Source organism: Actinomadura luzonensis, assembly GCF_022664455.2.
Lineage (GTDB): Bacteria > Actinomycetota > Actinomycetes > Streptosporangiales > Streptosporangiaceae > Nonomuraea > Nonomuraea luzonensis.
Genome location: NZ_JAKRKC020000001.1, coordinates 1,307,703 through 1,320,162, shown reverse-complemented (window position 1 = coordinate 1,320,162; position 12,460 = coordinate 1,307,703). Strand labels below are relative to the sequence as shown.

The window sequence follows — 12,460 nt, the reverse complement described above, 5'->3', positions numbered from 1 at the left end:
CAAGGCGGCCGGGCTCGTCATGTCCTCAGGGAAACCCCTGAACCCGTGGCGATTTGTTACGCTCCACGAGCCGTGACGGATCTACGCCCCGACGTCCCGGCCGCGCGGGGGGGCGCTGCCACGGCAGGAGAAGATGGGCGGACCGCTTCTCGGGAGGGACACCGAGCTGGCCGCGGCACGCGCCTGGCTCGACCGCCGCCACGCCGGCCCCCGCCTGCTGATGATCAGCGGCGAGGCGGGCATGGGCAAGACGGCGTTGTGGACGGCCGCGCTGTCCGCCGCCAGGTCCGGCCACGGCCGGGTGCTCGCCTGCCGCCCAGGGGAGGCCGAGACCGGCCTCATCTACTCCGGCCTCGGCGACCTGCTCGACGGGCAGGAGGACAGCCCGGCGGTGCGCGGGCTGCCCGAGCCGCTGCGCGCCGCGCTCGGGGTCGCCCTGCTGTGGCGGGCGCCCGGCGAGACGCCGCCGGACCAGCGGGCGGTCGCACTGGCCGTGCTGCACCTGCTCAGACGGTACGCCGCCGACGGGCCGCCGATCATCGCCGTGGACGACCTGCAGTGGCTCGACCCGTCCACCGAGGCGGTGCTCAGCTTCGCGTTACGCCGCCTCGACCAGCCCGCCGGCGTGCTGGCCACGCTGCGCACCGGCGCCGGCGACCTGTCGTGGCCGCCGCTCGCCCGCGCCGTGCCCCCCGACCGGGTGGAGCGCCACGAGCTCGGCCCGCTGGACCGCGACGCCGTCGGCGCCGTCCTCGCCTCCCGGTACGGCCGCCCGCCCCGGCCCGGCCTGCTGCGGGTCGTGCACGAGGCGAGCGGCGGCAACCCGCTGTTCGCGCTGGAGCTGGCCAGGACCCTCGGCGACCGGCCCGACCCCGAGGCGGACCTGCCCGTCCCCGAAGGGCTGCGGCACCTGCTGCGCACCACGATCGACGGCCTGTCCGACGCGGCGGCCGAGGTCGCGCTGATGCTCGCCTCCGCCTCCCGCGTCCAGGCCGGGCTGCTCGACGGGCTGCCCGCGCGGCACGCGGGCCTGGCCGAGCTGGTCGCCCGGCACGTCGTCACCGACGACCCGGTCCCGCGCTTCACCAACCCGCTGTACGGCGCGGCCGTCCTGGAGTCGGCCGGCGCGGCCAGGCGGCGCGAGATGCACGCCAGGCTCGCCCGTACGGCGGCCGGCCCCGAGGAGCGGGCCAGGCACCTGGCGCTCGCCGCGACCGGCCCCGACGCGGCCGCCGCCGACGCCCTGCACGAGGCGGCCCGGCTGGCGGTGGCGCGCGGGGCGCCGTACACGGCGGGCGAGCTGGCCGAATGGGCCGCCCGGCTGACCCCGTCCGAGCAGGACGAGCTGGCCACCAGGCGGCGCATCGAGGCCGCCGCGAACCTGCTGACCAGCGGCGGCGCGTCCCGGGCCCGCGCGCTGCTGGAGGACGTCGCGGAGCGGTGCCCGTCCGGCCCGGTCAAGGCCGAGGTGCTCTTCCTGCTCAACCGGGCGATCTTCAGCGAGGGCGACCACGCCGGCGCGCTCGTGCCGAACCAGCAGGCCAGGCTGGAGGCGGGCGACTCGGTCGAGCTGCTCGTGCCGATCCTGGCCGACCTCGCGTACTCGCGCATGCACGTCGGCCACCTCGCCGGCGCCGCCGGGCACGCCCGCGAGCTGCTGGCCCTGGCCACCCGCGTCGGGGACGCGGCGCTGCGCGACGAGGCCACGATCGCGATGATCACCATCGAGTTCATGCGCACCGCCCGGCCGCCCGCCGAGGTGCCCGAGCCCGGCTACGACAACCCGCTGGACCGCTCGCCGTTCGCCGCCCTGCACGTGGCCGGCTACCTGTACCGCTCGCTCGGCGACCTGCCGGCGGCTCGGGCCGCGCTCGACACCGTCCGCACGGCGGCGGTGGCGGCCGGCATCGAGGCGTACATCCCGTCCGCGCTGATGTGGGCGACGGAGGTGGAGTGCCTGGCGGGCGACCTCGACGCCGCCGCCGAACGGGCCGCGCTGGCCCGCCGCGCCGGGCAGGAGGCGGGCACGCCCTCCACGTCCGCGCTGTTCACCGAGGCGCTGGTGCTGGCCCACCGCGGCGAGCCGGACCGGGCCCGGCCGATCGCGGAGGAAGGGCTGGCCGTGGCGTTGCGGTTCGGCCTGGGCACGAGCGCGCTGTGCCTGCGGGCGCTGCTCGGCTTCGTCGAGCTGGCCGCCGGCGACCCCGCGGAGGCGGTCCGGCACCTGGAGGCCATGGAGCAGGCGGCCACCTCCTTAGGCGCGGCGCTCGAAGTGGTGTGCCCGACCGCGGTGTCCGACCACGTGGCGGCGCTGGTGGCGCTCGGCCGCCTCGACCGGGCCGCCGAGCTGGCCGACCGGGCCGCCAGGTCGGCGCGTCTCATCGACCGGCCGCTGGCCAGGGGCGTCGCGGGCCGGGCCCGCGGCCTGCTGCTCACCGCCACCGGCGCGCCCAAGCGGGCGGCGGGGGAGCTGGGCGCGGCCTGCGCGGAGTTCACCACGGCGGGGATGCCGTTCGAGCTGGCCCGTACGCTGCTGGCGCTGGCCCAGGCGCAGGGCCGGCTGCGGCAGCGGGCCGCGGCCAGGCGCAGCGCCGAGCGGGCGGCCGAGCTGTTCGCCGAGCTGGGCGCGCCCGGCTGGGCCGCAACGGCGGCGCAGCCGGCCCGGCCCGCCGAGCCGTACGGGCTGACGCCGTCGGAGGCGCGGGTGGCCGCGCTCGCGGCGCGCGGCCGGTCCAACAGGGAGATCGCCGAGGAGCTGGTGATCGAGGTCAAGACCGTGGAGACGCACCTGTCCAGCGCCTACCGCAAGCTGGGCGTACGCGGCCGGACGCAGCTCGCGGTCCGGTTCGGCGAGGACGCCGGGGCGGGCCGGGCCTGACCGCCGGCCCGTGTTCACCCGTGCTCACCCGTGCTCACCCGTGCCTTGCCGCGGCGGTCAGCTCGCGGAGCCGCGCCAGGAACGCCTGCCCGGCCGCGCCGGTGTCGAGCGGCAGCAGGTACGAGCTCGCCTCCGGCGACCCGAACCAGCGCGCCTGCACGTCGACTCCCGTGGCCCGCCCGTACCGCGCCGGGTCCACGACGCTCAGGGACGCCTCCGCCAGTCTGGCCCCCAGCCGCACCTGCGTGCCCCGGTCGGTGACGGTGGCGATCACGATCACGCCCGTCGTGACGACGGCCGCCGTCGTGAACGGCCCGATCTCCAGCCCGGCCGCCCGGAACGCGCCCGACAGCCCGTTCAGCAGGCCGCGCCGGGCCCCGCCCGGCGGCCGCACCGGGACGCTGCGGGTCTCGCAGCAGATCTCGGCCGTCTCCGCCAGGTCTCCGAGGAGCTGTTGCGCGGCGTACTCCGTGACGGCCGCCCGCAGGCGGTCGTCGAGGCCGCGCACCGGGCACAGCCGGGTGGCTCTGGTGTAGTCCATGAGGCTCATCGGGTGACCGCGGGCCAGAGGTAGGTCTGCCGCCAGTCCGGGATCGGCTCGCCCGCCACGTGCCCGGTGCCGAGCAGCAGGTAGACGCAGGCCGAGACCAGCGCGGACAGCAGGTAGCCGACGTCGAGCCCGCCGGTCAGCGCGACGAGCGGGCCGGTGTAGAGGGGGCTGTCGGCGTCCAGGAGCCCGGCGGCGGCCCCGGCCAGCCAGGCGGCGCAGGCCCGGAGGTTCCAGCCGCCGGCGTACCAGTACCGGCCGCCCGACAGGCTCTTGTTGTGCACCTGCAGATCCCGCACGTCGTACACCCGCCCGCAGCGCACGTGCCCGATCAGCGCGATCACCGCCCACGGCGTGGCCACCACGGTCAGCACCACGACGAACCCGGTCACGGCCTGCTCCACCCCCACCGTGGAACGGCCGAGGAACACCAGCCCGAGCGTGATCGCCGCCGCGGCCGCCGCCCCCGCCGTCCTGGACGTGCGCGGGAACAGGCCGTGCAGCTCCAGCCCCATGTTGTAGAGCGGCACGCCCGCCGCCCCCAGGCATCCGGCGACGCCCGCGAACAGCAGCAGCGGCAGGTACCAGGCGGGCGCCGCCCGTGCCACGCTCTCCAGGTACGACCCCTCCGCCCGCGTCGAGATCGCCACGAAGGCGCCGAACAGCGTGGGCGCGAGCAGCCCGCCGAACAGCCCGGCGGCCGAGGACCACACCACACCGGCCGCGCTGTGCCGCCGGGGTGACAGGTAGCGCGTGTAGTCGCCGATGATCGTGGCGTACGCGACGGGCCCGCTGATGCCGGCCGTGACGAGCGCCAGGATCCAGGCCGGCGCGCCGTCCGGGCCGCCGGGAGCCGACCACGACGGGTCGAAGCCGGGCGCGTACGCCACCACCCCCGCGCCCAGCACCAGCGCCATCGGCCCCACCAGCACCGCGCTGATGCGCGAGATCAGCCCGAACCCGCCGACGGCGAGCGCCGCCACCAGCACCGCGATCCCCGCGTACGCCGCCGCGCGCGCCGCCTCTCCCGGCGCCGTCCCGCTCACCCGGGCGAGCACGACCACGACCGCCTCGCCGCCCGTCCAGATCGCCACCGCCGTGTACCCGAGGGACAGCAGCAGCCCGATCAGCGAGCCCACCAGCCGGCCGCGCACGCCGAAGTGCGCGCCCGCGGCCACCGTGTTGCTCGTCCCGGCCCGGAACCCCAGCAGCGCCAGCGGCGCCGCCAGCAGCAGGCCGAGCGCCGTGCCAGCGGTGGCCGCCGCGACGATCTGCCACCAGCTCAGCCCGTACGTGACGGGCAGCCAGCCGAACACCGTCGCGCTCAGCGACAGGTTCGAGCCCACGAGCACCCACATCACGGTCACGGGCCGCGCGGTGCGGCGATGCTCCGGCATCGCCGACACGCCGTGCTGCTCGATCTCCATGCGCTGCGCCATGACGGCACCCCTCCCGATCGCGGTCCCGACCACGATCGGCCCCGCCTGTTGCCCGGGGGTGGACGGCGGGCTTGCGGGCGGCGAGCAAGCGAGGCGCAACACCCGGGCAAGCGGACCGGGGCGTCACATGCTGGCGATGAGCTTGTCCACCCGCTCGTCGACGCTGCGGAACGGGTCCTTGCACAGCACCGTGCGCTGCGCCTGGTCGTTCAGCTTCAGGTGCACCCAGTCGACGGTGAAGTCGCGCCGCTTCTCCTGCGCCTTGCGGATGAACTCGCCGCGCAGCCGCGCCCGGGTGGTCTGCGGCGGCACCGACTTGGCCTCGAAGATCTTCAGGTCGGACGTCACCCGCTCCACCGAGCCGCGCTTCTGCAGCAGGTAGTACAGGCCGCGCTTGCGGTGCACGTCGTGGTAGGCCAGGTCGAGCTGGGCCACCCGCGGCGAGGACAGCGGCAGGTCGTACTTCTTGCGGTAGCGCTCGATGAGCTGGTACTTCGTCACCCAGTCGATCTCCCGCGACACCAGGTCGAGGTCGCCGGTCTCCACCGCGCGCAGCGTGCGCTCCCACAGCTCCAGCACGCGGTGCGCGACGGCGTCGCCGCCGCGCCGGTCCACGAAGTCCTTGGCCTTGGTGAAGTACTCCTGCTGGATGTCGAGCGCCGACGCCTCGCGCCCGTTGGCCAGGCGCACCCGCCGCCGCCCGGTCATGTCGTGGGAGACCTCGCGGATCGCCCGGATCGGGTTCTCAAGGCTCAGGTCGCGCATCACGACCCCGGCCTCCACCATGCGCAGCACCAGGTCGGTCGCGCCGACCTTGAGCAGCGTCGTGGTCTCGCTCATGTTGGAGTCGCCGACGATGACGTGCAGCCGGCGGAACCGCTCGGCGTCGCCGTGCGGCTCGTCGCGGGTGTTGATGATCGGCCGGGACCGGGTCGTCGCGGACGACACCCCCTCCCAGATGTGCTCGGCCCGCTGCGAGACGCAGTAGACCGCGCCGCGCGGCGTCTGCAGCACCTTGCCCGCGCCGCAGATGATCTGCCGCGTCACCAGGAACGGGATCAGCACGTCGGCCAGCCGGCCGAACTCGCCCTGCCGGCCCACGCAGTAGTTCTCGTGGCAGCCGTAGGAGTTGCCGGCCGAGTCGGTGTTGTTCTTGAACAGGTAGATGTCGCCCGCGATGCCCTCCTCGCGCAGCCGCTTCTCGGCGTCGACGAGCAGCCCCTCCACGATCCGCTCCCCGGCCTTGTCGTGCGTGACCAGCTCCACGACGCTGTCGCACTCGGGGGTGGCGTACTCGGGGTGGCTGCCCACGTCGAGGTAGAGGCGGGCGCCGTTGGGCAGGAAGACGTTGCTCGACCGCCCCCAGGACACGACCTTCCGGAACAGATAGCGCGCCACCTCGTCGGGTGACAGCCTGCGCTGACCCCGGAAGGTGCAGGTGACGCCGTACTCGTTCTCCAGCCCGAAAATACGTCGGTCCACCGCCTCACACTACTCTCCCCACCCGCGTGACGGGGGATCACGACGTCACGCGTGCTTCTGAGACGATGCACCCCATGCTGCAGGTCTGCCTGAACGGCGCCAGGAACCGTACCGAGTCGGCCCATCTCCCCGTCACCCCGCAGGAGCTGGCGGCGGCCGCCCGCGAGGCCGTCGAGGCCGGGGCCCGCGACATCCACCTCCACCCCAAGGACCAGGACGGCGCGGACACCCTCGACCCCGAGCACGTCGGCGCGGCGGTCGCCGCCGTGCGGGCGGCCGTCCCCGCCGTCCCCGTCGGGGTCACCACCGGGGCGTGGACGTCGCCGGACGCCGGGCGGCGTGCCGCGCTCGTCCGCGCCTGGAGCGTGCTGCCCGACCACGCCTCCGTGAACTGGCACGAGGACGGCGCCGCCACGGTCGCGGACGCGCTGCTGGAACGCGGCATCGGCATCGAAGCCGGCATCTACTCCGGGACGCCGGCCGCCGGACGCTTCCTCGCCTGGCCGCGACGCCACCGTGTGCTGCGTGTCCTGGCGGAGGTCACCGACACCGACCCGCGGACCGCACCCGCCGCCGCCGGCACCCTGCTGAACGAGCTCAGCGGCGCGAACCTGCCGATCCTCCTCCACGGCGAGGAGACGGCGGCCTGGACGGTCCTGCGCCTCGCGGCCGCCCGCGGTCTTGACACCCGCATCGGCCTGGAGGACGTACTCCTGCTGCCCGACGGGACCCCCGCCACCAGCAACGCCGCCCTGATCCGAGCCGCGCACGCCGAGATCCGCGCAGCGTCCGTCCCTTCTCGCCCACGACTCTCACCATGAGACTCACCGCAGCCCGGCGCCGGGACGTGCCACGGCCGCTCGCGTTCACCCAGGGGTTAAGACTGCCTTGCGTACTTCGTCGTTGTTCCGCTGATGGTCCGCGCCGATTCTGATAGCCGGAATGTCAGACAATATCGGGAGTGACGCGATGACGTCCTTGATGGGCAGATCCGCGCTGGTGACCGGGGCCTCGCGAGGCATCGGCCGCGCCGTCGCGCGGCGGCTGGCCGCCGGCGGAGCGCTGGTCGCCGTGCACTACGGCAGCAACGAGCAGGCGGCCCGCGACACCATGGACCTGATCGAGAAGGACGGCGGCCGGGCCTTCCTGGTACGGGCCGAGCTGGGCGTGCCCGGCGACGTGGACACCCTGTTCGCCGCCCTGGAGCCCGCTCTGCTCACCCGGACCGGCCAGGTCCGGCTGGACATCCTGGTCAACAACGCCGCCATCACCGCCGACTCGATCGAGACGATCACCCCGGAGGCGTTCGACCGGCTGATCGCGGTCAACACCAAGGCGCCGCTGTTCATCATCCAGCGCGCGCTGCCGCTGCTCAACGACGACGGCCGCATCATCAACGTGTCCGCGGCGGCGACCAGGATCGCGATGCCCGGGCAGCCGTACGCGATGAGCAAGGCCGCCGTCGAGGTGCTCAGCCGCTCCCTCGCGCAGCTCCTCGGCGGGCGCGGCATCACGGTCAACGCCGTCGCGCCCGGCCCGACCGTCACGGACATGAACCCCTGGATGCTCGACGACCCCGAAGTTCAACGGGCGGTGGGCAGCGGCAACGCCGTCCCGCGCGCCGGGCGGCCGGACGACATCGCCGACGTGGTGGCCTTCCTGGTCTCCGAGGCCGGCCGCTGGGTGACGGGGCAGACCATCGACGCCTCGGGCGGCTGCTTCCTCGGCCCCCGCCTCTGAGCCGGCGCCGCCGGCCGGCCGCACCCCGACCTGGCCCGCGCGCTGACGGAGAAGCCCGGCCTGCTCACTGTCAGGCCTGGAACTCCGTCGGTCCCGTGGTTACTCTGCATCAGAGTGTGGTGATCGGTTACGAGGCGTCACTGGAAGAGCTGGAGGCCCAGTGGAACAGCGTGACGCACCAAGCCTCGCCGACATCCTGTCGGTCGCGCCATGGATGGAACTCGAGAAGTACGTCGACCACTTGCGGGATCGGGTGGATGCGGCCGTGCTGGCCTCGCATGCGCGGCGGGAGCAGCTCCGTACCGAGATCTTGGCGGATAATCCGCATTTAAGCGCACAAATACGTCGTCCTTCGCCCGAGCAACTGCAAGCGGCCAAGCACCTTCTGAGCACCGGAATCGTCGCCGCCTCCGATGGCACCCTTGCCGCCGTGCCCCTCCTGAGCGGTACGAAAGTCCAGGTGGGCGTGGTGATCGTCACCAACACCGGCGAATCCGTCGGCCTGGTGACGCGGGTCTTCGAGCACGAGCTGACCTCCACCGGCGACACGGCCAGGGAGTTCTTCGGCAACCTCCGCAAGGTGCACGGCACCTCGAACCTGGCCAGCCGCGCCCTCATGCTGTTCGGCGAACGCAAGCTCCTGCTCGCCCAGGAGGCCGACTGGCGGATGATCCACGGAGAGCTGGTCCCCTTCGAACTCCGTACCGGCCTGAACCATCCGAGGGTGAATCTGCCGCCCGTGTTCGATCTCGTCCGGCATTACGTCAAGGACCAGCGATTCATCGCGGTCAGCGAAAGCCCCGAGGACCTGGACGTGCTCAACGCCGGCATCGTCCTGGAGCCGGGAGAGTTCATCGAACTGCGCACGCTGGCCGACGATCTCACCGGTTTCCTGGACGGCGATGAGAGAGCGGGGACGACCAGAGCGAACCTCAACAACGTGGACCGGGCGAGATTCCGGGCGTTCATCGCGGAGGTGGGGCCGGAGGTCGCCATTGTGCTCATCAAGGCCGGGCATCGTCCGTTCCTCCTGGAGTGTCACCGGGATCGGGTCGAGGAGGCGGCGGCGCTCTTTCTCGCCGACGCGCTCTGGACGCGAGGTCTGCCGGACACCGGGGCGCCCGTGACCGCGCGCGGCTTCCCCTTCCACATCGATCTCGCCGACAACGTGGCCCGCACGATGTTCAAAGGCGGGGAGTTCCGGACGTTCATCGAGACACGCCTGATGGAACTCGGGGTCGAGCACGGACTCACCGACCTGGACCCACGGAGGACACGAGGATGAGCTCGGACACCGAGGCCGAGGCCGAGGCCGAAGAACCGCTGGAGGAGCCGGAGGACCAGCGCGACGCGCCTTCCTCCTCCGAACAGGAAATTCCCCCCCAAGCCGTCGAGGCCGCGGAAGCCAGCCTCGCCCGATCGCTGATCACCCTCGGTTTCGTCGCCTTCGACGGGCCGGGCACGGACAACACCAGCAGCGGTGTGATGGTGTCCGAGCGGCTGCGCCGCCATTTCCGCCGTGACGCGTACGTGGGAGTCAACGACACCGAACAAGGCATCACCTTCCTGGGTCGCGTCGTCGAAGGCCCCTTCCACAGCCCGCACGAGATCGGCCCGGATTCGGCGATCAGCCGCACCACTCTGCTCCATCCGGAACGCACCCGGTTCCGGCCCACCTATTACGCCGCCGGCACGATCGAGATTCTCGGTGAGGTCACCCCTTCGGAGAACGTGCTGCCCACTTCGACCCGTCCCCGGCCGTACTCCGAGGTGTTCATCTATCCCAGCGACCGGCTGCGCCGGATGCTCGGCATCGAAGGCGACATGCAACTGGGTTCGCTGCTCGGCTACGACGACGTGAGAGTGGAGGCGGATTCGGCGAACAAGGGTTTCCTGCCGCGCAATGCCGGCATCTTCGGCACCGTGGGATCGGGGAAGTCCAACACCACTCAGGTGCTGATGGAGGAGGCCATTCGGGCCGGCTGGGCGGTGGTCGCCATCGACGTCGAGGGCGAGTACGTACGGATGGACCAGGGCAACGACGAGCCGCACCTGGCCCGCCTGCTGGAGGAACGCTTCGACGAGCGGCGTCCGCGCGGCATCCCGGACTTCCGGGTGTACGTTCCGAACGCCGGCATGACGGACGCGCCCGACCCTCTGCCCTTCAAGGTGCCGATCGCGGATGTGCCCGAGGAAATCGTCGCCGACGTGCTCGAATTCACCGAACCCCAGGTGAGAATGTGGGGAGCCATCACGGGCCAGGCCCGGCGCAACGCGGAGCGAGCTCCCCGGCCGGGCAGGATGGGCGCCCTCGCCGCTCCCGCGCCGCCTCCTCCCGCCCGCCCGTACGACCTCAGCGACCTGATCGACGGCTTGCACGAGGACCCGGCCACGGGCAACATGCCACTGCTGTCGCCGAAACTTCTCTCCACGGAGAAGGCCACCGCGTCCACCCTGCGTAACAAGCTGTACAAGCTCGGCCGGTCCGAGATGCTCGACTGGCGGCCCACGAGGAACACCCCGTACCTGGACGTTGACGAGCTTCTCGTGGAGCGGCGCCTGAGCGTCTTCGACGTGAGCGAGACCAACGACAGCGCCCGCAACATCGCCATCTCCTTCCTGCTGCAGGCATTGTTCGACCGGGTGATCGCGGTCCCTCGCGGCGAACCCATCGGCAAGAACAGCCGGCCGCGGCCGCCGGTGCTGGTGGTGATCGAAGAGGTGCACACGTTCGTCTCGCGAGCGAGTGCGGGCCGGATGCGCGCGGTGCTGGACCAGTTGCAGGTCATCAGCCGGCGCGGCCGCAAGCGCTGGATGGGACTGGTGCTGGTGTCACAGCAGCCCGGGCATGTGCCGGAGGAGCTGTTCGAGCTGGCGAACACGCGGTTCATCCACCAGCTCAAATCGGCAGGCAACCTCGCCCCCGTACGTGCCACCACGGGCGGCGTGCACGAGGCGCTGTGGTCGACGGTGCCCGCGCTGGGGCAGGGGCAATGCCTGCTGACGGGCTCGGTGTTCCGCAACCCGGTCTTCGTGCAGATGCGTCCGGCGCGTTCCCGGCGCATGCACACGGCGTGACGACCGTCCCGGCGCGGATCGTCTTCTCGACCTGGTCGCTGCCCCGGCCACGTGCCGCCGGTAGGTCCGCAGGCTGACGCCCATCTCCCTGGCCGCCACCTCGTCCTTGCGGGGCGCCGGGAAGATCGCCCATCACGCGGCATCGAGGGCCTCGGTGATCTTGCGCGTCATGCCGGTCATGGTGAGGTGAGGCTCGCCCCGCTGAGCGGCTTCGAGGGCGATGGTGACGATGGTGCGGAAGTTGTCGGCCTCGGCCGGGTCCTGCCGCTGTCCTGACGCCGCCACTGACACGACGGGGAGGCGAGCCCCGTGCGGGACCGCCGCCCGATAATCGTCCTATGATCAGTTCGCGCCAGCTGGAGTACTTCCAGGCGGTCGCCAGGGAGCTGCACTTCACCCGGGCGGCCGAGGCGCTGCGCATCGCGCAGCCGGCGCTCTCCCAGCAGATCCGCAAGCTCGAACGGCAGCTCGGCCTGGCCCTGTTCGAACGGAACAACCACCGGGTGGCGCTCACCCCGGCGGGCGCGGCGTTGCTGGAGCACGCCGACCGCATCCTCGCCGACCTCGTGTCCGTAGAGGACGAGATGCTGGGCTGGGCCGCCGGGGTGCGCGGCCGGATCCGGCTGGGCGCGGCGCGCGGGCTGATGGGACGGCTGGCCGAGGCGCTGGCGGTGTTCTGCCGCACCTATCCGGCGGTCGAGGTGGAGCTGCGCGAGCTGAACACCGAGGAGATGTCCGCCGCGCTGCACGCCGGCCGGCTCGACGTCGCCACGCTGGCGGCCCCGCCCGCGTCCGGTGACCGGCGGCTGGCCTGGCGGTCGCTGGGCGACGAGCCGCTGGTGCTGGTCACCGCCGCCGAGGGGCCGTTCGCGGGGCGGGAGCAGGTGCGGCTCGCCGAGCTCGACGGCGCCGACCTGGTCGTCTACGCCGCGGGGTCGGCGGTGGGCGAGATCATCCGGACGGCGCTGGCCGAGGCGGGGGCCGGCGTGCACGCCCGGTTCGAGAGCAGGGAGTACGGCACGGCCCGCGCGCTCGCGTCGGTCGGCCTGGCCGCCGCGATCATGCCGCGCTCGGTCGCCGTCGCGCCGGGTCCGCCGGTCGGGGTGGCGTCCCTGGATCCCGAGCCCGTCTGGCGGCCGACGCTCGCCTGGCCGTCCGGCCGCCGTCCCGCTCCCGCGCTGGCGGCGTTCATCGGCTTCATGACCGGCGATAACTCGGCGATATCACCATAAGTCTGATCATGTCTTGGACTTATCACCCCGCACAGCGGCATCGTGGTCTCAGCAGCAACAAAAG

At 72.9% G+C, this 12,460-nt stretch carries 10 protein-coding genes; 6 read left to right on the top strand and 4 right to left on the bottom strand.

Going from position 1 to position 12,460, the window contains the following annotated elements; all coding sequences use genetic code 11:
- Positions 1–133 precede the first annotated feature (133 nt).
- Entirely contained in the window at positions 134–2,878 is a 2,745-nt protein-coding gene (locus tag MF672_RS06245; RefSeq protein WP_247815186.1) for an ATP-binding protein, read from the top strand.
- A gap of 34 nt (positions 2,879–2,912) precedes the next feature.
- Here MF672_RS06245 and MF672_RS06240 read toward each other — a convergent pair whose 3' ends face one another.
- The 3 genes from MF672_RS06240 to pafA form a co-directional block, all read right to left on the bottom strand.
- Complete coding sequence (locus tag MF672_RS06240) at positions 2,913–3,419, bottom strand: hypothetical protein (protein WP_242384005.1); 507 nt, start codon at positions 3,417–3,419, stop codon at positions 2,913–2,915.
- 5 nt (positions 3,420–3,424) lie between these two features.
- Positions 3,425–4,864, bottom strand: coding sequence for a cytosine permease (locus MF672_RS06235; RefSeq protein ID WP_247815185.1), 1,440 nt, complete (start codon positions 4,862–4,864; stop codon positions 3,425–3,427).
- 123 nt (positions 4,865–4,987) lie between these two features.
- A complete protein-coding gene (gene pafA, locus MF672_RS06230) occupies positions 4,988–6,346 on the bottom strand; it encodes a Pup--protein ligase (protein ID WP_247815184.1) in 1,359 nt (452 codons plus the stop codon).
- 74 nt (positions 6,347–6,420) lie between these two features.
- Between pafA and MF672_RS06225 the strand changes: the two genes are divergently transcribed.
- The 4 genes from MF672_RS06225 (at position 6,421) to MF672_RS06210 (ending at position 11,164) form a co-directional block, all read left to right on the top strand.
- Positions 6,421–7,167, top strand: coding sequence for a 3-keto-5-aminohexanoate cleavage protein (locus tag MF672_RS06225; protein WP_242381355.1), 747 nt, complete (start codon positions 6,421–6,423; stop codon positions 7,165–7,167).
- Positions 7,168–7,315: 148 nt separating this feature from the next.
- Entirely contained in the window at positions 7,316–8,086 is a 771-nt protein-coding gene (locus MF672_RS06220; protein ID WP_242381354.1) for an SDR family oxidoreductase, read from the top strand.
- 160 nt (positions 8,087–8,246) lie between these two features.
- A complete protein-coding gene (locus tag MF672_RS06215) occupies positions 8,247–9,371 on the top strand; it encodes a hypothetical protein (RefSeq protein ID WP_242381353.1) in 1,125 nt (374 codons plus the stop codon).
- Positions 9,368–11,164 carry an ATP-binding protein gene (locus tag MF672_RS06210; protein WP_242381352.1) on the top strand — a complete coding sequence of 599 codons (1,797 nt, stop codon included), beginning with the start codon at positions 9,368–9,370 and terminating at the stop codon, positions 11,162–11,164. The genes MF672_RS06215 and MF672_RS06210 overlap by 4 nt, the downstream gene beginning before the upstream one ends.
- A 132-nt stretch (positions 11,165–11,296) precedes the next feature.
- On the opposite strand, the gene MF672_RS06205 is transcribed toward MF672_RS06210, so the two are convergent.
- Entirely contained in the window at positions 11,297–11,455 is a 159-nt protein-coding gene (locus MF672_RS06205) for a hypothetical protein (protein ID WP_242381351.1), read from the bottom strand.
- 47 nt (positions 11,456–11,502) lie between these two features.
- On the opposite strand from MF672_RS06205, the gene MF672_RS06200 reads away from it, so the two are divergent.
- Entirely contained in the window at positions 11,503–12,396 is an 894-nt protein-coding gene (locus MF672_RS06200) for a LysR family transcriptional regulator (protein WP_242381350.1), read from the top strand.
- The last annotated feature ends 64 nt before the right edge of the window (positions 12,397–12,460 follow it).

Coding starts and splice junctions, on each gene's coding strand:
- MF672_RS06245 (WP_247815186.1), top strand. CDS start 134: ATGGGCGGACCGCTTCTCGGGAGGGACACCGAGCTGGCCGCGGCACGC.
- MF672_RS06240 (WP_242384005.1), bottom strand. CDS start 3,419: ATGGACTACACCAGAGCCACCCGGCTGTGCCCGGTGCGCGGCCTCGAC.
- MF672_RS06235 (WP_247815185.1), bottom strand. CDS start 4,864: ATGGCGCAGCGCATGGAGATCGAGCAGCACGGCGTGTCGGCGATGCCG.
- MF672_RS06225 (WP_242381355.1), top strand. CDS start 6,421: ATGCTGCAGGTCTGCCTGAACGGCGCCAGGAACCGTACCGAGTCGGCC.
- MF672_RS06220 (WP_242381354.1), top strand. CDS start 7,316: ATGACGTCCTTGATGGGCAGATCCGCGCTGGTGACCGGGGCCTCGCGA.
- MF672_RS06210 (WP_242381352.1), top strand. CDS start 9,368: ATGAGCTCGGACACCGAGGCCGAGGCCGAGGCCGAAGAACCGCTGGAG.
- MF672_RS06200 (WP_242381350.1), top strand. CDS start 11,503: ATGATCAGTTCGCGCCAGCTGGAGTACTTCCAGGCGGTCGCCAGGGAG.